Raw genomic sequence first — 19,913 nt, 5'->3', positions numbered from 1 at the left:
CTGGACGTTTCACTGGGATAGCCTGCGCCCTCAGCAAAGAACGTCCCTGCGGGAATGCCCAGGATGGGTCCCAGGGCAGCCTCTGTCGCTGAGACACCACCACCGGTGAGCCCGTCTGCATACGCGCGGAACTGGTCCCCGTAACCAAATGAACCTTCAGATTCAAGCTCTTCGGTAAAGTAAAAAGCGCCAACCATCCACTGCAATGGGCCATCAGTCGCTGAAGTCAGGCGAAGTTCCTGGGTGAAAGTGTCGATCTCGAGATCTCGCTGGTTTGCCGCATCCGGGGTGACCAGACGGGCACTGGTGTAATCCACATCCCCCAGATCAAATTGCTCGAGCTTTCGCATGGCGGTGATCGATGTCAGGGTAAAGCTATCAAAGTCGTAATCGATCTGCATCGACACGCCCTGAGTATCAATACGGTTCTGAGGATCAAAGTCGTAATATCCTTCATAAGCGAAGGGCTCTTCAGGGACGAGGTTACCGCCGAGAGCCTGAACCAGTGCGCCCGTAGGACCATTCTGCAAGTTCGCTACGCCACAGCACACCTCATCAAGGCCGTCGGCATCAGCAATAATGCGGACTTCCATGCGGTCGCTGGGGTTCCACAGCAACTGACCGCGCATGTTCCAACGATTAATTTCGTTCTGTGCAGTACCGAGCTCGATGTTGTCGTAGTAGCCATCGCGCTGGTTCATGCTGCCCGACAAACTAAAGGCTACGTTGTCCGAGATAGGACCGGTGATGTTGCCCTTCACGATCTTCTGGTTGTAGTTACCCAGCGTTACACCTACCTGACCACTGTATCCGGCGAGATCAGGTTTCGCGGTGACCACGTTGATAACACCGGCCGACGCGTTCTTACCAAACAGTGTGCTCTGCGGGCCGCGCAGTACTTCCACACGCTCGAGCTTCGGCAAATCCGCCAGGGCACTACCTACACGACTGCGGTAAACGCCATCGATGAATACACCGACTGATGGCTCGATGCCGGGGTTGTTCGCGCCGTTACCAAATCCACGGATGATGAAGTTGGTTTGTGCACTACCCTGAAGCTGGGTAACACGAAGACTGGGAACAAGCGTCTGCAGGTCTTTAATGTCCAGTACCTGAGACTGCTCAATGGATTCAGAGGTAACCACCGATACAGCGATGGGAATCTCTTGGAGAGTCTGCTGACGCTTGGCAGCAGTTACGATTACTTCCTCGAGCATTCCAGCGCCTTGTCCTAGAGCGGGCAAAGACACAGAAGCGGCAAAACCAGCAGCCGCAAGTGCGGCAGGGATCGCTTTAAGGGATTTTAGAGCGGGCATACGAGTCACCTTTTTTTAATTTATGTTGACAATGTCAATTCTCATACGACAAGGGCACAGCGTCAACGCCCAGAGCGTGGATCATTCACAATTATGACTATTGACAGAAAGGATAGAAGCAAGGTCGGTTACCATAGGCGGCTTTAGAGAAGCGAACGAGGTGAAATACCGACGATGGCCAAGCGCGTTTACCTATTTTCTGAAGGCAGCAAAGACGACCGCGATCTCCTGGGTGGTAAGGGCGCCAACCTCTGTGAAATGACGGCACTGAAGCTACCCGTACCCTTTGGCTTTGTGATCACCACACCCACTTGTCGAGAGTACTTTGAAAACGGCAACAAGCTGCCAACGCTGCTGGAGCAGGAATATCGCGTTGCTCTGGATCTGGTCGAAAAACAAATGGGTGCGCGCTTTGGTGATCCCGACAATCCGCTGCTGTTTTCTGTGCGCTCTGGCGCGCCGATCTCTATGCCCGGCATGATGAACACCATCCTGAATCTCGGCATCAATGACGAGATCGCCGAAGGCCTCTCCCGTAAAACAGGCAACCCAAGATTTGCCTATGACTGCTACCGCCGATTCATCCAGATGTTTGCCGACGTCGTGCTTGGCGCTGATACCCACGCCATGGAACAGGTCATTGAAGACTACAAGGCGGAAAAGGCCTACACGACGGACGTTGCCATGGAGGCTGAGGATTGGCAGGCGGTCATCAGCACTTTCAAGACCATGGTTAAGTTTCCGGAAGACCCTTTCGAGCAGCTGCGCCTTGCCGTAGAGGCCGTTTTTCAATCCTGGTACACCCCACGGGCAAACGTCTACCGGGAGATGAACAACATCCCTGACTCTCTGGGAACGGCGGTAACAGTTCAGTCCATGGTGTTTGGCAACTTTGGCGAGGATTCAGGCTCCGGCGTCGCGTTTACCCGGAATCCGTCCACCGGCGAAAAGCTGTTTTTTGGCGAGGTACTGTTCAATGCAGCCGGCGAGGATGTGGTCGCCGGCATTCGCACGCCGCTCCCCGTTGACGCCATGCAAGAGCGAATGCCTGACGCCTACAAGGAGCTGCTGGAATCCCAGGCAATGCTCGAATCCCACTACCGGGATATGCAGGACATCGAATTCACCGTGCAGGAAGGCCGCTTTTACCTGCTTCAAACACGCAGCGGAAAGCGTACGGGGCGTGCCTCGGTCAGAATCGCCGTCGACATGGTCCGCGAAGGTATGATCAACGAAAAGGAGGCATTACTGCGCGTCTCGCCAGATCACGTGCAGTCCTTCTTACACCCCATGGTCGATCCCGATGCAGAACGCACGGTCGTGGCAAGCGGCCTGCCCGCCAGCCCCGGTGGCGCCACCGGTGTCGCTGTATTTTCGGCGGACGAGGCGGTAACAGTTGAAGCTGACGGCAACAAAGTCATTCTTATTCGCCGTGAGACCACGCCGGAAGACATCCACGGAATGCGTGTTGCCGAAGGTATTCTCACCGAGCTTGGGGGCATGACTTCGCACGCCGCGGTAGTCGCCAGAGGCATGGGGGTATGCGCCATCACCGGTTGCGGTGAGTTGCGGGTATCCGTTCACGAAGGCTTTGCTACTGCGACTGACGGCACGGTAATCAAGCGCGGCGACACCATCACCCTCGATGGTGCCACGGGCGACGTCATGCTGGGGGACATCCCCAAAGTCGAAGCAAGCACCTCCGACGACTTTCAAACCCTATTGTCCTGGGCAGACAAGCATCGTCGCCTAAAGGTCCGCGCCAATGCAGAAACACCCGAGGACGCCGCCAAGGCGCGGGAGCTCGGCGCCGAGGGTATTGGGCTGTGCCGAACAGAGCATATGTTCTTTGCCAGCGATCGCATTGATCACATGCGCGCCATGATCCTGTCCACTGATCGCAAGGAGCGAAAGCGGCATCTGGCGAAGCTCCAGGAGTTTCAGCACGCCGACATGCTGGAGCTGTACCGCGTAATGGATGGACTTCCCGTGACCATCCGCCTGCTGGATCCTCCTCTGCATGAGTTTCTGCCTCACGATGAGGCTGATGCTGATGCTTTGGCCGAACGCCTTGGGAAAGACCCTCAAGAAATTCATCAGGCACGCAATGATCTAGCAGAGGTGAATCCCATGCTTGGCTTTCGGGGCTGTCGCCTATCCGTGGTTTACCCCGAAATTACCCGTATGCAGGTCCGCGCCATTATCGGTGCGGCCCTCCAGGCGAGAGAAGAAGGCCTTAACCCTTTCCCCGAGATTATGATTCCTCTTGTGGTGAACGTACGAGAAATCCGTCTCATCAGCGAAGTCATTGATCGTGGTATCGCCAAGGTGACCAAAGAGAAGTCTGTATCGCTGCGCTACAAGATAGGCACCATGATGGAGACACCTCGGGCCTGCCTGGGAGCGGACCGACTTGCATCTGCGGTGGAGTTTATGAGCTTCGGCACTAACGATCTAACGCAGATGACCTATGGATTTTCGCGGGACGACGCAGGTCGATTCATCCCGCAGTATTTAGACGCCAAGATTATCGAGGACGACCCTTTCGTCTCTCTGGATCAACGCGCCGTAGGCCGGCTTATGAAGATGGCAGTACAGGAGTCACGGCAGGCTAAAAAGGGTATCAAGTATGGCATTTGCGGTGAGCATGGCGGTGACCCTCGCTCCATTAGCTTTTGCCATGATCTGGGCCTGGATTATGTCAGTTGCAGTCCTTATCGCGTGCCGGTCGCTCGTATCGCCGCCGCCCAGGCGCGGGTGCTGGCCGACATCGACGGCTAACCCTAGCGAGCGGCATTTGCCCATCACTATGAATGACTGAGAACAGCTGAGGAAATACCCCATGAAGTTTGACAATCGCGTCACGCAATTGACCGGCGCAGAGCTCCCTATTGTGCAGGCACCTATGGGCTGGATAGCCAGATCACAACTGGCTTCAGCCGTATGTAAGGCGGGTGGACTCGGCATCATCGAGACCTCGTCCGGGGAACTGGACGTGATTCGCGACGAAATCCGCCGCATGCGTGAACTGACGGACCGTCCCTTTGGCGTCAATATTGCCCAAGCGTTCGTCAGGGATCCCGACATCGCGCAGTTCATTATCGACCAGGGGGTACGCTTTGTGACGACCTCCGCAGGATCGCCTGAGCGCTACACCGAACTCCTCAAGTCGGCGGGGCTTACCGTGTTTCACGTTGTCCCCAACCTCAAAGCGGCGATCAAGGCCGTGGAGTACGGTGTGGATGGCCTGATTGTAGAGGGCGGCGAAGGCGGCGGCTTTAAGAACCCTGAGGACGTGGCAAGCATGGTGCTGTTACCCCTGGTGAGATCCAAAGTCGACGTGCCCATCATTGCTGCCGGAGGGTTTGTCGATGGTGGCTCCATGGCAGCGGCGTTTTCCCTGGGCGCCGAAGGGATACAACTCGGCACCCGTATGGTCTCCGCCCTTGAATCTCCCGTACACGAGAACTGGAAACAGGCCATCGTAGACGCCAAGGAAACCGATACGGTGTTTCTCAATCGATTTCAGTCTCCGGGCTTACGCGCGCTTCGTACAGAGCGCACCAGCGCTCTAGAAAAACAACCCGAGGTGAACGCCATGACGCAGTTCGGCACCCCGCAAGACCTGTATTTTGGTGGCGATATGGAGTCCGCGATCCCGCTCACAGGACAGGTTTGCGGCCGTATTGATGAAGTTCGTCCGGTCGCAGACATCCTCGGGGATATCTGCGCAGAGTTCGAAGAGACCCTGAATCGACTCGAGTCGCTCTACCCTCGCTAGTGCCTGCAAAAAAACTTTTTATTTCAGTGAGATATAAAACATCCGGTCGCACAGGTCGCGCGTATATCCCTACAAGTTAAACCTGCATGACATGTGTTTTAGATGATTGACCGTAATATAGGAACCCTGGAGAGGATCGTGCGATTCACGCTGGCCGTGGCGTTAATTGCCTGGATATTGAGCGCAGAGCGATTCGGCGTGGCTCAAGGCGTTGCCGTCCTGGCGGCCTTTGCTCTCCTGTGGAATAGCATTTTTGGCCGCTGCTACCTCTGGAAATGGCTGGGTCTGTCCAGCTGCAGCCCCGAAGATGACTGCTCAGCCGGGGGCGGCGACTCACCAGCTTGAGCCCATGACCACAACCGAGGATTCGATAACAAGCGCGGCCGTTGCCTCAGCAGCAGGACATCGCGCATCCAAGACATCCAACGCCAGCTCGGACACGGAGCCATCAGGCAAGCCCGCTAGCGTGGATACCCTGTTTTACGATGGACAGTGCCCCCTCTGCGCTGGAGAAATCGCGCAGCTGCGAAGCGCCCGTGGCGACGCGCTACGCATTGTAGATATCCACGCACTCAAAGACGGCGCTGCTATATTGGAAGAGTCCGCGAAGTACGAGAACCCACCCAGCAAAGATCAACTCCTGCGCATATTGCACTTGCAGCGAGCAGACGGTGCCTGGCTCACCAGTGCAGACGCTAACGTCGCCGCCTGGGAGGGCACTAACCATGGCCGTGTACTTCGGGCCTTGCGGTGGCCAGTTGTTCGTCACGCGGTAGACCTTGTTTACTGGCTGTGGGCTCGATGGCGCTATAAACGCCTCTACGGAGAGCAATTTGATGAGAGGCAGCATGCATCTTCGCAGCAGTGATATTGAAGACCTCGAGCGTCGCCGCCGAGCCGCGCTCATCAACTCCATCACCGGCTACAAACCCGCCAATCTCGTGGGAACAGCAAATAACGAAAGGCAGAGCAATCTGGCCATCATGAGTTCGCTGGTTCACATAGGCTCCCACCCTCCTCTGCTCGCCCTGATCTTTCGGCCGGACAACGCGGAGCGCCACACACTCAACAATATTCGCGATTCCGGCAGCTACACGATTAATCATGTTCACAGTGGAATTATCGATGCGGCGCACCAAACTGCCGCCCGCTACCCTGGTAGCGTCTCAGAGTTTGCGGCCACGGGACTCAGTGAACTCTGGCGCGACGGCGAAGCCGCCCCCTATGTGGGCGAGGCCACGGTTCGCATGGGCATGCAGCTGCGCGATGAGGTACCCCTGGCCATCAACGGAACTCATATGGTGATCGGCGAAATCGTCTCCCTGGAGGTTCCCAGCGAGGCTATTAACGATGCGGGCGCCCTGGACCCGCAAATCGCAGACAGCATTGCAATATCGGGGCTCGATAGTTACTACCGCTGCAATCTGATACAGCGCATGGCCTATGCAAAGCCTGACGAGGCACCGCGGCGGCTCTAGGCTTTCGTTCCTCGCAAAACCGGCCTGGCATCCCCCGGTGACGGCGCGTGGAAGTGAACCATTAGGGCAATCTGTTGCCTCAAAAAGTAAGCGATGGTGCGAAGTTGTTCAGCAATGAAAGCGCGCATCGCCTACAATTTGAGAATCTGCAACTTAGGGAGCCTGCATGCAAGCCGATCGCGACGACCGTTTGAGTCACAACGATAGACAGGGACGCCACAGTACCCAAACTCTGGTGATCGCCATCGCGGTCCTGATTCTTGCCGGGGGCGCTTACATGCTCATGCCCAAGGATGCTCAGGACGAGTCCGATACCCTCCAGCCATCCCCCGTCGAAACCGAGTCTGAGCCCCCAGTGATTGCTGAGCCTCCTAAACCAACACCCGAGGAAGCTATTTTGGCCGCTCCGGATATACCGGTCGCTGTCGACACTGAGCCGGAGCCCCCCGAAGAAGCACCTGAGGAGATTGTCGAAGAAGAAGTCGTAGTTGCGCCTCCTACACCAGAGGAAATCGATGCGCAGTTGCGGAGCGACATCCGGGACGCCGGTTTATCTCCCGCAGACGCTCTGGGTTCTGCTTATAGTGCGGGCTACCTACTGGATCGTGGCGTGAGCAGCCTGGATCAACTCGCCAGAGGCCTGGTTCCTACGCGAACATCCAACCTTGCAAGACCCACTGGAGCATTCAAGACAACCCAAGATGGCGCGGATTACTCGATGAGTAGAGAGGGGTATCTCCGTTACGACAAGCTCGTAGGTGCCATCACCGCGCTGCCGGTGGACACGCTAGCCTCATTATTTCATGAGCAGCGCGGGCTGCTGCAGGATGCCTACTCAGCGTTGGGCTATCCCGCCGACGCACTGGACAACACAGTGATCGCAGCACTGGAAAACGTGATATCGGCACCTACGCGAGAACAGCCACCGGCTCTGGTGAGCAAGGGTGCGATGTGGGCTTATGCGGACTCAGAGCTGGAGAGTGCCAGTGACCTTCATAAGCAGTTACTGCGCACCGGACCAGAAAACACCGAAGCCTTACAGCATTGGGCGCGGCAGCTCAGGGACGCACTCTTAAACCCTTAGTGGACTCTGAATGAACCTCACCCTGCCCTATCCCGCCGGCCCTCGAAAATCAATGCGTCGAGGGGTTCCGTGGTTCCTTCTGATCAGCGCGCTGATTGCGAGCCTAAGCGGCAGTTTTGGCTATGCTCAAGACTTCCAGTCCACCGATACTCTGAAGGAGCTTCAAAGCCAACTGGGCAATGACCTCAGTCTCACCGAGGAACGTCGCGCCGCACTCACTGGCAAACTGCAGACGGCAGCTCAGGACCGCGCCCAGCTGGAACAATATAGGACTTCGCGCAGCGCCATAGAGGACAAGCTTCAGAGCAGTGACGCGCTCACCGAAGATTACAAAAACCGGGTGCGGGATATTCAAAACGCCCCGGCCACAATGCAGCGACGCCTTGGTCAAAGCCCAAACCTGGCAAACATAGAAACCGAAATTAGTCTTGTTCAAAGTCAGCGTGATGCCTGGTCTGAAGAGCGCACCGAAGCTTTGGATACCCTCTCAAACCTCGCCAGGAACGAAACAGCTGCACGGGATCGAATCGCAGAGATCAGCCGGCGGCGCGCTGATGAGCCACCACAAGTCAGCAACATCGCAGAGCCATCAGATGTCGAGGATCGTATCAATACGCTTGCCGCGGCCATCCACAGACAACTGTTGGACGCCGAGCTAAGCCTGCTGGAGCTTCGCTTACGCAGTGGGCCAGCGCTCAACAGCATACGCACCGCGCGTATTGCCTGGCTCGACGCAGCTATTGCCGAGGCCGACACGCTCTTGATCGAAATGCAGGAGGCCGCAACACAGCGGCGTCAGGGCGCTGCGGCGCAGCGCGCTACCGAGGCCCGACGCTTCCTGTCGCAGCTCTCCGAGTCACGCCCTGAACTACAGGGGATGGCCCGGAAGAACCTCTCGCTGGTAGACAGCTTCGAATCCCTGTCAACGCAAATTGAACAAGCCAGACTGAGCACTGCCGGCACTCGAAGAGCCATTGACGAGATTCAACAAGATGCGGACCTCACGGAGCGTAGATTAAACGTCGCAGGACTCGAGTCCCAACTCGGCGAGGTTATGTTGACGAGGCTGGCTAGCCTCCCCGATCCACGCTCTATTGTGAGCGTGAACACAGATCGCAACGAAGAAATCGCGTCCGTGTCCATACAGGCTATCGATACCGAGCAGGCTTTACGCGAAATGGGCGATCGCAGTGGATTTCTTTCGCAAACCGTTGGTGATATGTCTAGCTGGACCGCCGCCGAGACCCGAAACGTAGAAAGGCTATTCATCCAGCGAAGAGAGCTGCTTCAGGAAAACATGCAGGCAGGCAACACCCTCCTGAGCTTACTCGTTGATGGCAACCAGGCAACAGAAGAGCTGGCGTCTATTGTGGGTGACTACGAAAACCTGCTGACCGCAAATCTTCTCTGGGTTCGAAACTATGCCTATGTTGATCCTCAGCGCGTGCTCCAACAACTTAAAACTCTGGGAAGCACCCGCGCACTCCTCCGCCTGAAAGAGCAATGGTTGCGTGTCGTTACTGATCCGATTTTTCTGCTCCTTTTGATCATCAGCTTTGGCGTGTTTCAGCACCGACGCATCACTGCGGCGCTGGAAGATACCCTTGGCAAACCGATTCGTCCCAGAGACGAAAGCGCTGCCTTGATCTTCAAAACTCTGACGCTGACATTTCTCGCGGCGCTCGCTCTGCCCAGTGCTCTATTGCTCGCCGGCCGCGGATTTTATCTGGCGGCCCAGGGAGAGCCGGTCATTATGGGTGTCGGGCAAGCGCTGGGGGCAGCAGCTCTCATTTTGTTTGTACTGGGCAGCCTTCGGCGCATGTCTGACCGATTGGGTGTGGGTCGCCGACTGCTTAAGTGGAATAGCCCTCGTGCCGATGCGGCCGCACGGGATCTGCCCTGGTTTATCGTAGCCATCACCTGCTCCATAAGCGTCACTGTTCTGGGTAGAGCTTCTTCCCCCACGGACAGCGGTGGAGCTTTGGCGGCGATCGGAAGTCTGGCCACGGCGGTCTTTCTTCTTATTGTGCTCGTTCGCATGCTCCGTTCGGAACAATGTGACAGTGATCGAATACTCAGACATTCCCTGCAGGTGGGCGCTCTGATTTCTGCGTCTATCGTTTTTATGCATCTGAGCGGCCAGCTCTTCGCCGCGCATTTGTATCTTCGAGCCCTCTCGGGCTCAGTCGCTGCGGTGATAGGCACACTGTTTGTCAGCAATGTCTTACAAAGACTTCTCATCATTTTTCGAACAGGACTGGAACGACGAGCGCGGGAAGATCTCCGAGCTCGGGAAGAGCAGGATTCGGATGACGATGGTGAAGACTTAAACTCAGGCAGCGACATGGACGCAGTAGCGTCGTTGTCAGATGCCTACTCAAGATTACTCGGCCTTGCGCGCTTTTTAACCCTGGGAGGCCTGCTGTGGTGGATATGGGCTCCTGCCTTACCGGCGTTATCGATATTCGATTCGATAACCTTGTGGACCACCACAGATGCCGGCCTTCCGGACGGCGAACTACGAGCAATCACCCTGTCAGTGCTGCTGCTGGCCTTGCTGATCATGGCGGTGACCACTCTCATCACTCGCCATCTTCCTCCACTGGTGAACGTTGTACTGACTGAGTGGACCAGCGTGACACCCGGGAGTCGCTACGCCGCGGGTATGCTCATGCAATATTTGATTCTGGGCGCGGGCTTTTCTACCGCATTGGTCATGCTCGGCTTCCAGTGGGAAAAGGTTCAATGGCTTGTGGCAGCCTTAGGTGTTGGTATTGGCTTTGGCCTTCAGGAAATCGTCGCCAACTTTATCTCGGGACTTATCGTACTGTTTGAAAGGCCCATCCGCGTGGGCGATATCATTAATGCAGGGGGTGCCGACGGCACGGTCACCCGCATCAACGCGCGGGCAACGGTGATCGAAACCTTCGAGGGCAAAGAGCTGATGATCCCAAATAAGGAACTGATCACCAGCGTGGTAACGAACTGGTCCTTAAGTAACTCCAAGCTCCGCCTGGTGATCCCCATCGGCGTCGCCTACGGTTCGGATGTTGATGCGGCCATGCAGACCTTAAAAGATGTTGCCTATGCTCACCCCGAGATCATTGACGATCCCGAACCCTATGTCAGTTTTGAAGATTTTGGCGACAACGCACTAGTGCTATGGCTGCGTTGCTACGCAATTCGCGACTACCCAAGGGTATCTACCGAGCTTAGACAGATTATCTATCGTGAGTTTAATGCGGCGGGTATAAGTATTTCGTTCCCCCAGCGCGATGTGCACCTCGATGCTGCCGAGCCCCTACCCATCCGAATCATGTCATCAGAACCGGGCTCTTCCAGCTAGTACTCTTCCAGCTAGCACTAGAAGACATCAGGAACCAGATCTGCGGCCTCTTCACCAAAGCCCCGGTAGCCAAGAAAACGCAGTCGTCGCGCCTTTTCTGCAAGATCTTCGGGCCGCTCATTGCCAAACTTTCGCTGCAGCACGTCTTTGGCGAGCTCACGCCAGGTGATGCCCTCTTCGCTCGGCGTCACCGCTATGGCCTCCTCAATCAGTTTTCGATCAACACCGCGCTGGCGCAGTTCTGAATCGATTCGCAGAGGGCCTATGCCACGGAGCATTCGCTCTCGTGTAAACGCCTGAGCAAAGCGCCCATCGCTTTGAAGGTTTTCATCAGCGAGCTTGTGAAGTGCTACATCCAACTCGTCTCTGTCAAAACGACGTCCGAGCTTAGTCCGCAGTTCAGCGAGGGAATGCTCTCTGCGCGCGAGCAAATTCATTGCGGCGTTACGAGGGCTTTGAGGAGCTTGAGCGGCGCGTTTCATGGATGGATAGACTACTGACTAGTCTGTTGCAAAAAAAGGGTGCTGGAGCTGTGGTAGGGGAAGTGGTACTCCAGCACCCGGAGAGCGCGAACGACGCCAGCGGCGTCGTCTATCAATTAAGAATTGTCTTCAGCGGCCTCTTCACCTTCTAGAACGGCATCGACTGTTTCTTCCTTAGCGTCCAGATCCAGTAACTGCGAGCGAATCAAACCCTCGATTTCGCTGCCTAGCGCCGGATTATCCTCAAGGAATTTCGCCGCATTGGCTTTACCCTGACCGATTTTGTCGCCCTTGTAGGCATACCAGGCACCGGACTTATCGATAAGGTTGAGCTTCACGCCCCAGTCGATCACTTCTGCCGTACGATAAATACCTCGGCCATACATAATCTGGAATTCCGCCTGCTTGAACGGTGGCGCCACCTTGTTCTTCACGACTTTGACGCGGGTCTCGTTACCCACCACCTCATCGCCTTCCTTGACCGCGCCAATACGGCGAATATCGAGTCGCACGGATGAGTAGAACTTCAGCGCATTACCGCCCGTGGTGGTTTCGGGGGAACCGAACATAACGCCAATCTTCATGCGGATCTGGTTGATAAATATCACCAGACAATTAGTTTGCTTGATGGTCGCTGTGAGCTTACGCATCGCCTGGCTAAGCAGTCTTGCCTGCAGGCCTACGTGAGAGTCGCCCATATCGCCCTCGATTTCGGCCCGCGGCGTCAGAGCAGCGACGGAATCGACTACCAGCACATCAACAGCACCGGAACGAACGAGCATCTCAGTAACTTCCAATGCCTGCTCTCCGGTATCGGGCTGGGAAACAATCAAGTCATCAATCTGTACGCCCAGCTTTTCGGCGTAAATCGGGTCCAGCGCATGCTCCGCATCAATAAAAGCGGCTGTTCCGCCCGCCTTTTGTGCTTCCGCGATAACCTGCAGGGTCAATGTGGTTTTACCCGATGATTCAGGACCAAAGATCTCGCAGATACGACCCTTGGGAAGGCCACCTATGCCTAAGGCGACGTCCAGGCCCAAAGAACCGGTAGATATCGACGGGATAGCGACGCGATCGCTGTCTCCCATGCGCATGACAGTGCCTTTACCGAATTGACGATCGATCTGGCCGAGGGCCGCTTCGAGTGCCTTTTCCTTATTTGCGTTCATGTGCTGCTCTCCTGATTTTGCTACTGGTCGATTTTTTCGAGTCATTTGTTACTGGTCATTTGTTACTGGTCATTTGTTGCAGGCCATTCATTGGCGGTTCTTACCGATGCTTTGCCATCCTTTGCCATTCTTTGCCATTCTTTGCCGTCCTTTGCCATTCTTTGGCATGTTTGGCGCCCAAACCGGCGGTATTTACCTGCCGGAATACTACTGTACATATAATCAGTGGTTGCGCCAAAGAATGCAACCATCATATGCGGCGAAAAGTCATTAAAAATACTGCCAGTTTCACGACCTGTCGCTAATTACGACGGGTGACAATGGCAATCAGCAGGGGTCGGGGTCAGTAGCTACCGCATAGAACAGACAATCGCTCTCGGCAATAGAGGCGTTGGTTGTGATCATGAACAGCTTGAGACCCCGAGAGGGAAACAAAGCGCCGGCTTCGCTGCGTACCAGCGTCTTTACGGCGCAGCGTCCAAATGCGTCGGTTGCCCGAAACAAAGCCTGGGGGTCATCTTTAATCCAGCCCAAAGGCGTATCCGCATTCACCTCACCAAAGTTGTGATGCTCGATGTCACTGCGCAAGGTAATGTCATGTCCCGGCCGCGGCGTCTCGGCATAGGCGAGGGTCACCCCCTCCCGCAGCTCAAGGCGTATAGGGTCGCGGAGGATCTCGATACCCCATTCGGTCTCAGTATCATTGGCAAGCACTCGCTCGGCCATGGCATAACGCTGCAGCCCCTCATATGCCAGCTCATGTGCATCATCATCCAAACGCCCGCCTACCTCTATGGTGACCGTGGGACAGCTTGCATCGCTGATATCCATGAGCGCCCCGAGGCTCAAGTGGGAGACCACCAAGCGCCGGGTAAACAGCGATACGAGGGCATCGTGTTGTCGATCAAGATGCGTGCAGACACCAAAGGACGGACCGGAGCCTGAGGTGTTATGCATGTCCACCACAGCCTCAGGTCGATGCAAACGCAGTAGCTCGAGAATCTCTTGCGCAAGACGCCCCTGCTCGTCGTCAAAAGGCGGACTGAAGCAACGATTCAAATCCCGGGCCCGAGGCAACATGCGATGACTAAAGCGCGGAGTTTCCAATGCTGCATGCACCGAAGCCACAATAAACAGCAGGTTAACTGCAGGCTGCTGCCCGCCATGCAGCCAGCGATGGAGTGCGTACAGACCCGAGGGTTCGTTGCCGTGGAGCAGCGTCACCAGCGCTCGGGTCCGCGTACTGTCTTCGCCGGTAAATAAAATACAAACGGGACCGCCAAGATTCTCCAACAGGGCATCGGGGCTCGTGCCCGCAAGACTGGCATCAGGGTTTTTAAGGAAACGAAAACGTCTCATCCCGCTGTCCTGACTATGCGACGCATTAAGGCACAGGCCACTCGGCGACCGGGATATTCTGTGCACTGAGCTCACGATAAAACGACAGCATTTCCTTGAGCGCACTGGGTTTACTGCGTCCGCGAGCCATAAGCGCCCGCGTGGCCTCACGCTGCCATCGGGCGCCGCTGCGTCTGACGCTCAAGCGCGCATCAATCACACCCAGGTAGCGATCTCGTTCGGCTTGAGCAACGCCAAGCTTACGCAGACCCTCGTCGGCCACGGGAAGCGTGTCTGCAATAATATCGACCACCGAGGCATCCTGGAGACGATGCTGTCGCCCGCTAGGCCACACCAGTCGGGCATCCAAGCCATGCTGGGCAGCTCGATAAAAATTGTACTCCGCCAGATAAAAAGGCAGTGCAGACATTAAGCCGTCTATGTCGTCCCGGAGACCGCGCGCCAACCCCATCATAAATGCTGCCCCTGCCACCATATCGACAGCTGTCGGGCCGGCCGGCAAAGAGCGCATTTCGATACGTAGGTGCCCCTGATCCGCGTCATCATAGACCGCGCGGTTCCACAGCCACACCGTGCTCTGGTGCAAACGAAGCTCCGCTAGAGAGGGGGTGCTGCCGGGACCCTGAGTGGCCCGGGTATCGCAGGCGGGAAGTAAAGGGGGATAGAGCCGCACCGTCTGCTCAAACAATTCGAAGGCACCCTTACGCAGCCAGCCATGCCCAAAGCACACCCGGGGAGGCTCGCTCCAGCGATAACGATCCATAGCCCGGGTATCAATGGACTGCTTGAACAGGGGAACTCGGGTCTCGTCCCACAACTGATGTCCAAACAAGCCTGGGCTATTCGCGCTAATGGCAATCGCCAGGGGTGTCGCAAGCTGGATGGCATTAAAGCTTGCAGCGTAGTGCTCGGGAGTCACACGCTGATGCACCTGGAACGACGTATTAGCGCCCTCCAGAGTGATATTAGCCATGGTCATTTGCAACGGCTCTTCACCGTTGATATTGATGTGGAAATCGCTGCCCCGCCAGGCAATCAGTTGTGCCACTAGAGCACGATAGCGCTGCCGATCCGTGACGCAATGATCGCCCAGGTCGGTGTCCCGTAACGTGGGGAGAATCCCAATAGGGACGATAAAAGCATTCTTTTTTTCAGCCAAGGCCGAAAGATGCGTTAGCTTGGCGATAACTTCTCGTTCCGTCGCAAGCAGGCCCTCATCTCCCAGTAACTGGGGGCTCAAATTGTATTCAAGGTTGTACTTATTGAGCTCAACCGTCAGCTGGGGGTCCTCGGCGGCACTGCACAACGCGTCATTGTGATACGCAGGCTTACCGTCCGCATCCACGATATACAGCTCAAGCTCAGCCCCGATACTCTCGACGGGCGGCCCAAACTTGGGTGTTTCCAGCAAGGCTGAAAGTTGCTCGAGCTGGGACTCCAGACGCTCGGAGAATTCCCGCCGATCCTCGGCGTCGAACACGGTCTTCTGGATTTCTATACCCATCTTCCAGTAGTAACTCCTGGCAACTTCCCGACCATTCTAGACCTCACAAGGTGCAGCGAACAGACTAGACAACAGCGTTTTCTCGTCCACGAGCGGGGCGCAAATTCATAGGACGTCAGATCTCTGGCCGCTGCCCCACTCCATGGCTTACACTGCGCCCTGCACTCAAACGACCCCCAGAAACCATCTTGTCCAGCGACCAAAGCCAACACACCCCCATGATGCAGCAGTTTCTGCGCATCAAACGAGATCATCCCAACGAGCTGCTGTTTTATCGTATGGGCGACTTCTATGAGTTGTTCTATGAAGACGCCCAGCGCGCTGCAGAGCTTCTGGATATCACCCTCACGGCGCGAGGAAAATCTGCCGGCGAAGATATCCCCATGGCCGGTGTGCCCTACCACGCGGCGGAGGCCTATCTCGCGCGCTTGGTGAAAGCGGGTATCTCTGTAGCCATCGCTGAGCAGATCGGCGATCCCGCGACCAGCAAAGGGCCTGTGGAGCGCAAGGTCGTTCGCGTCGTCACTCCCGGCACGCTCAGCGATGAGGCACTCCTGGAAGAGAAGCGCGAACAACTTCTGGTAGCCCTGATTGCCCAGCAAACAGGCTACGGCCTTGCCTATCTTGATTTAGGAAGTGGACGGTTTCGCTTAATGGAGCTGCAAGGCGAAGAGGCTTTGTTAGGTGAGATCGAACGTCTGGACCCCGCCGAATTGCTCTACCACGAAGAACTGCAGCAGCCAGTGGTCACCGAACGGCCGGGCGCCCGGTCTCAACCCGGTTGGGAGTTTGACCTGGAGACGGCGGAGCGCAATCTCAAGGAGCAGTTTCAAACCCACGATCTCAGAGGCTTCGGCTGCGAAAACATGCCGCTGGGCGTCGCCGCCGCAGGCTGCCTCATCAGCTATGTCCGCGATACACAGCGTAGCCAGCTACCGCATATCACCGCGATCGCACCGGAGACAAGGGAAGACAGCGTGGTGCTGGATGCGGCAACTCGCCGTAATCTGGAAATCGATCGCAACCTGGCAGGCGGAGACACGCATACGCTGATGTCGGTGATGGACCGTTGCAAGACTGCCATGGGAAGTCGCTGTCTGCGGCGCTGGCTCCATCGCCCCCTGACAAGCGTTGCAACACTGCAGCAGCGCCAGGATGCTTTGGACGCGCTCAGAGAAAACTACCGCTTTGAAACACTCCGGGACGTTTTACGCCCCATAGGCGATGTGGAAAGGATTATCACGCGCGTGGCTTTGGGCAGCGCCCGTCCCCGGGACCTCACCCGACTACTGTTTGCTCTGCAGAGCGTGCCGGCATTACGCGATGCTACGCCCGGGGAAGACGCCGAGGTATTGAGGGAGACAAGCGTTGCCCTGGGAGAGTTTCCGGTCATTGTTGATCTGCTTGAGCGAGCTCTCATCGAAAATCCGCCGGTGGTGCTGCGCGATGGCGGTGTCATCGCAACAGGTTTTGATCCGGAACTGGATGAACTGCGCTCTATCAGTGAGAACGCCGCGGGCTTCCTGGTGGCCATAGAAACCCGCGAACGGGAGCGCACAGGGCTCGCGTCACTCAAGGTCGGCTACAACAGGGTGCATGGCTACTACATCGAACTTAGTCGCAGCCAGTCTGATGATGTTCCGGTCGAATATCAGCGCCGCCAGACCCTAAAAAATGTCGAGCGTTTTATCACACCGGAGCTCAAGGAGTTTGAGGATAAGGCGCTATCCAGCAAGAGTAGAGCCCTTTCCCGGGAAAAACAGCTCTACGCAGATCTGCTCGCTGCTTTGCAAGACTGTTTGGAAGCGTTGCGCAGTGCTGCCTCGGCGATGGCGGAACTTGATGTCTACGCCACCCTGGCGGAGCGCAGCCACAGCCTCGATTTGTGTCGCCCCCGGTTCAGTGAGTCACCGCGGCTGGATATTGATCAGGGCCGCCACCTCGTCGTTGAGCAAGTTCTCGAAGACCCCTTCATCGCCAATGACACCCTGCTGGATGAGAAACGTCGGATGCTCTTGATTACCGGCCCAAACATGGGCGGTAAATCCACCTATATGCGCCAAAACGCGATCATTACCTTGCTGGCGCATGTGGGCTCTTTTGTACCCGCCAAAGCCGTCACGCTGTCTACCGTCGATCGCATCTTTACCCGCATTGGCGCCGCGGATGATCTGGCCAGTGGTCGCTCAACCTTCATGGTAGAGATGACCGAGACTGCTAACATCCTGCACAACGCCAGTGAGCGCAGTCTCGTGCTGATGGATGAGGTCGGCCGAGGGACCAGCACCTTTGATGGCCTGTCCCTGGCTTGGGCAGCTGCGCTTCATCTCGCCGAAAAGACCCGCGCCTTTACGCTTTTCGCGACACACTACTTTGAGTTGACGGCGCTAGCGGAGCAGCTTCCTACCGTTTCGAATGTACACCTTGATGCTGTGGAGCATCGGGAACATGTGGTGTTCATGCATCGAATCCAGGAGGGACCGGCAAACCGTAGCTTCGGCTTACAGGTAGCCAAACTCGCCGGCGTCCCCGCGAGCGTGCTGCACGCGGCAGCGGGCAAACTAGCCGAGCTGGAGAGCCAGAATCCTCAGGATGGATCCTCGCCAGCTTTGCCCCAGGGGCTCCCCCCGGCACTAGCTCCTGCCGTTCCTCAGGGAGACCTCTTTGCCGAGAATCCAAATCACCCCGCCCTGCGTCTGTTAAGAGATAGTGACCCAGATACCTTAACGCCGCGAGAAGCCTTAGAACTCCTTTATAATCTGCGTGAGCTGTCGGACTGAATTCACGCTCACGAGTGCTTCTCATCGAGGAAGCGAATCGCTACACTTTGGTCTCAGCGCTTTGGCATACTCGCATTGCTGGGGCAGAGACCTGATCTGAAGTTAAGGAATTTCGAGAATGACCTTCATTGTTGGTGAAGACTGCATCAAGTGTAAGCACACAGACTGTGTGGAAGTGTGCCCGGTGGACTGCTTTTATGAGGGCCCTAACTTTTTGGTTATTCATCCTGACGAATGCATCGATTGCGCCCTCTGCGAGCCCGAGTGTCCCGTAGATGCAATCTTCTCGGAAGATGAGCTACCCGCCGACCAGCAGGTGTTTCTTGAACTCAATGCAGAACTGGCAGAAGTCTGGCCCTGCATCACCGAGATGAAGCCCGCGCCGGCAGATGCCGAAGAATGGGCTGGCAAGCCCGGTAAATTGGCGCTGCTAGAGCGCTAAGTAACTGCTGTTTTAACTACTGCTGCAATAGCGCGTCAGCGGACAGTCCCTGGCGCTCGAGTATTCGTCGAAGGCGTTTTAGTGCCTCAACCTGAATCTGCCTCACTCGCTCTCGCGTGAGTCCTATCTCCTGCCCCACCTCTTCCAGGGTGCTACTCTCGTGACCCAGTAGCCCAAAGCGACGCATCACCACTTCCCGCTGTTTTTCCGTAAGCTCATTGAGCCAGTCAGCCACGCTGTCGTGCACATCTTCATTTTGCAATTGTTCCCAAGGGTCACATCCGTGGTCATCGGCAATAGTCTCTACGACGGTTGCGTCAGACTCTGGTCCCAGGGGAGTGTCCATGGAGCTCACGCGCTCATTCAGCCCCATCAAACGGGAAACTTCCTTTGCCGACTTTTGCGTCCGGGTGGCAATTTCCTGGGTGGTCGGCTCATGATCCAGCTGCTGGGTAAGTTCCCGCGCTGCGCGGAGACAACCATTCAAGTCTTTTACTACATGAATAGGCAGGCGGATGGTACGCGCCTGATTCATGATCCCTCGCTCGATAGTCTGACGGATCCACCATGTTGCATAGGTTGAGAACCGAAAGCCGCGCTCGGGATCAAATTTCTCTACCGCCCGCATGAGACCCAGATTGCCCTCTTCGATAAGATCCAGAAGACTCATTCCTCGATGGAGGTAACGCCGGGAAATTTTTACCACAAGGCGAAGATTGCTTTCGATCATGCGCTTACGCGCCGCTTCGTCGCCCTTCTGGGTCAGTCGTGCAAAGTGCTTCTCTTCGTCCGCTGTGAGTAAGGGGACAAAGCCAATTTCGTTAAGATACAGCTGGGTAGGATCAAGGGTAATCTGGCGGTCGTCACCCTCGTCCAGATCCGTCGGCAGCGCCTTGGAATTCTGAGATTGATTCGCCTCGGACGTTGCCGCACCTTGCTCCAACTCCTCCAGTGCGGCCAAAGCGTCCCCTGCCAGTCCAGGAACCTCAGACTGGTGTGATTGCTCTCTCCGTACGCGATCATTCTTAATATCGCTTCCGGTACGGCCCTTGGTTCTACCCATGGGTAAGTGTCCTGTTTTATGACAAGGCATATCGTCGAACAATGTTCGACGTACAACACACCGGGCCCAACAGCTTAGCTCAGCGGCACATTACAAAACAAGCGCTCTC

15 protein-coding genes are annotated in these 19,913 nt (G+C 56.3%); 9 read left to right on the top strand and 6 right to left on the bottom strand.

The window, feature by feature from the left end; genetic code table 11:
- The coding region (locus ACTG39_RS08940; protein ID WP_439107198.1) for a TonB-dependent receptor at positions 1–1,217 on the bottom strand (1,217 nt) is incomplete at its 3' end.
- 273 nt (positions 1,218–1,490) lie between these two features.
- On the opposite strand from ACTG39_RS08940, the gene ppdK reads away from it, so the two are divergent.
- The 7 genes from ppdK (at position 1,491) to ACTG39_RS08905 (ending at position 11,005) form a co-directional block, all read left to right on the top strand.
- Positions 1,491–4,097 carry a pyruvate, phosphate dikinase gene (gene ppdK / locus ACTG39_RS08935; RefSeq protein ID WP_439107197.1) on the top strand — a complete coding sequence of 869 codons (2,607 nt, stop codon included), beginning with the start codon at positions 1,491–1,493 and terminating at the stop codon, positions 4,095–4,097.
- A 61-nt stretch (positions 4,098–4,158) separates the two neighbouring features.
- Positions 4,159–5,097, top strand: coding sequence for an NAD(P)H-dependent flavin oxidoreductase (locus ACTG39_RS08930; protein WP_439107196.1), 939 nt, complete (start codon positions 4,159–4,161; stop codon positions 5,095–5,097).
- A gap of 102 nt (positions 5,098–5,199) precedes the next feature.
- Positions 5,200–5,442, top strand: coding sequence for a YgaP family membrane protein (locus tag ACTG39_RS08925; protein ID WP_439107195.1), 243 nt, complete (start codon positions 5,200–5,202; stop codon positions 5,440–5,442).
- A 4-nt stretch (positions 5,443–5,446) separates the two neighbouring features.
- A complete protein-coding gene (locus ACTG39_RS08920) occupies positions 5,447–5,965 on the top strand; it encodes a thiol-disulfide oxidoreductase DCC family protein (protein ID WP_439107194.1) in 519 nt (172 codons plus the stop codon).
- Positions 5,934–6,575 carry a flavin reductase family protein gene (locus tag ACTG39_RS08915; RefSeq protein ID WP_439107193.1) on the top strand — a complete coding sequence of 214 codons (642 nt, stop codon included), beginning with the start codon at positions 5,934–5,936 and terminating at the stop codon, positions 6,573–6,575. Before ACTG39_RS08920 ends, ACTG39_RS08915 begins: the two co-directional genes overlap by 32 nt.
- Positions 6,576–6,741: 166 nt before the next feature.
- On the top strand, positions 6,742–7,659 hold the full coding sequence (locus tag ACTG39_RS08910; RefSeq protein WP_439107192.1) for a DUF3014 domain-containing protein: 918 nt from the start codon (positions 6,742–6,744) through the stop codon (positions 7,657–7,659).
- A 10-nt stretch (positions 7,660–7,669) separates the two neighbouring features.
- Entirely contained in the window at positions 7,670–11,005 is a 3,336-nt protein-coding gene (locus ACTG39_RS08905; protein WP_439107191.1) for a mechanosensitive ion channel domain-containing protein, read from the top strand.
- 17 nt (positions 11,006–11,022) lie between these two features.
- Here ACTG39_RS08905 and ACTG39_RS08900 read toward each other — a convergent pair whose 3' ends face one another.
- The 4 genes from ACTG39_RS08900 to ACTG39_RS08885 all read right to left on the bottom strand — a co-directional run bounded on the left by ACTG39_RS08900 (position 11,023) and on the right by ACTG39_RS08885 (position 15,519).
- The gene (locus tag ACTG39_RS08900; protein ID WP_439107190.1) at positions 11,023–11,442 is read right to left on the bottom strand and encodes a regulatory protein RecX; all 420 of its coding nucleotides are present in this window, start codon (positions 11,440–11,442) and stop codon (positions 11,023–11,025) included.
- Between the two features lie 161 nt (positions 11,443–11,603).
- Positions 11,604–12,656: a recombinase RecA gene (gene recA, locus ACTG39_RS08895; RefSeq protein WP_439107189.1), complete on the bottom strand. Its 1,053-nt coding sequence runs from the start codon at positions 12,654–12,656 to the stop codon at positions 11,604–11,606.
- 327 nt (positions 12,657–12,983) lie between these two features.
- Entirely contained in the window at positions 12,984–14,015 is a 1,032-nt protein-coding gene (locus tag ACTG39_RS08890) for a M14 family metallopeptidase (protein WP_439107188.1), read from the bottom strand.
- Positions 14,016–14,040: 25 nt separating this feature from the next.
- Complete coding sequence (locus ACTG39_RS08885; protein ID WP_439107187.1) at positions 14,041–15,519, bottom strand: glutamate--cysteine ligase; 1,479 nt, start codon at positions 15,517–15,519, stop codon at positions 14,041–14,043.
- 218 nt (positions 15,520–15,737) lie between these two features.
- On the opposite strand from ACTG39_RS08885, the gene mutS reads away from it, so the two are divergent.
- Both mutS and fdxA read left to right on the top strand, forming a co-directional pair.
- On the top strand, positions 15,738–18,299 hold the full coding sequence (gene mutS, locus ACTG39_RS08880; RefSeq protein WP_439107200.1) for a DNA mismatch repair protein MutS: 2,562 nt from the start codon (positions 15,738–15,740) through the stop codon (positions 18,297–18,299).
- Positions 18,300–18,417: 118 nt separating this feature from the next.
- The gene (gene fdxA / locus ACTG39_RS08875; protein WP_439107186.1) at positions 18,418–18,741 is read left to right on the top strand and encodes a ferredoxin FdxA; all 324 of its coding nucleotides are present in this window, start codon (positions 18,418–18,420) and stop codon (positions 18,739–18,741) included.
- A 16-nt stretch (positions 18,742–18,757) separates the two neighbouring features.
- Here fdxA and rpoS read toward each other — a convergent pair whose 3' ends face one another.
- A complete protein-coding gene (rpoS, locus tag ACTG39_RS08870) occupies positions 18,758–19,804 on the bottom strand; it encodes an RNA polymerase sigma factor RpoS (RefSeq protein WP_439107185.1) in 1,047 nt (348 codons plus the stop codon).
- Between the last annotated feature and the right edge of the window lie 109 nt (positions 19,805–19,913).

This window comes from Congregibacter sp. (genome assembly GCF_965662665.1).
In the GTDB taxonomy this organism is placed as follows: domain Bacteria; phylum Pseudomonadota; class Gammaproteobacteria; order Pseudomonadales; family Halieaceae; genus Congregibacter.
Note: the sequence above shows the minus strand (reverse complement) of the source record. Positions and strands in the feature narration are given on the sequence as shown.

Excerpts from the sequence above, each read along its gene's own strand:
- ACTG39_RS08905 (WP_439107191.1), top strand. The coding sequence starts at position 7,670 with ATGAACCTCACCCTGCCCTATCCCGCCGGCCCTCGAAAATCAATGCGT.
- fdxA (WP_439107186.1), top strand. The coding sequence starts at position 18,418 with ATGACCTTCATTGTTGGTGAAGACTGCATCAAGTGTAAGCACACAGAC.
- ACTG39_RS08915 (WP_439107193.1), top strand. The coding sequence starts at position 5,934 with ATGAGAGGCAGCATGCATCTTCGCAGCAGTGATATTGAAGACCTCGAG.
- rpoS (WP_439107185.1), bottom strand. The coding sequence starts at position 19,804 with ATGGGTAGAACCAAGGGCCGTACCGGAAGCGATATTAAGAATGATCGC.
- ACTG39_RS08925 (WP_439107195.1), top strand. The coding sequence starts at position 5,200 with ATGATTGACCGTAATATAGGAACCCTGGAGAGGATCGTGCGATTCACG.
- recA (WP_439107189.1), bottom strand. The coding sequence starts at position 12,656 with ATGAACGCAAATAAGGAAAAGGCACTCGAAGCGGCCCTCGGCCAGATC.
- mutS (WP_439107200.1), top strand. The coding sequence starts at position 15,738 with ATGATGCAGCAGTTTCTGCGCATCAAACGAGATCATCCCAACGAGCTG.
- ACTG39_RS08930 (WP_439107196.1), top strand. The coding sequence starts at position 4,159 with ATGAAGTTTGACAATCGCGTCACGCAATTGACCGGCGCAGAGCTCCCT.
- ppdK (WP_439107197.1), top strand. The coding sequence starts at position 1,491 with ATGGCCAAGCGCGTTTACCTATTTTCTGAAGGCAGCAAAGACGACCGC.
- ACTG39_RS08900 (WP_439107190.1), bottom strand. The coding sequence starts at position 11,442 with ATGAATTTGCTCGCGCGCAGAGAGCATTCCCTCGCTGAACTGCGGACT.
- ACTG39_RS08885 (WP_439107187.1), bottom strand. The coding sequence starts at position 15,519 with ATGGGTATAGAAATCCAGAAGACCGTGTTCGACGCCGAGGATCGGCGG.
- ACTG39_RS08890 (WP_439107188.1), bottom strand. The coding sequence starts at position 14,015 with ATGAGACGTTTTCGTTTCCTTAAAAACCCTGATGCCAGTCTTGCGGGC.
- ACTG39_RS08910 (WP_439107192.1), top strand. The coding sequence starts at position 6,742 with ATGCAAGCCGATCGCGACGACCGTTTGAGTCACAACGATAGACAGGGA.
- ACTG39_RS08920 (WP_439107194.1), top strand. The coding sequence starts at position 5,447 with ATGACCACAACCGAGGATTCGATAACAAGCGCGGCCGTTGCCTCAGCA.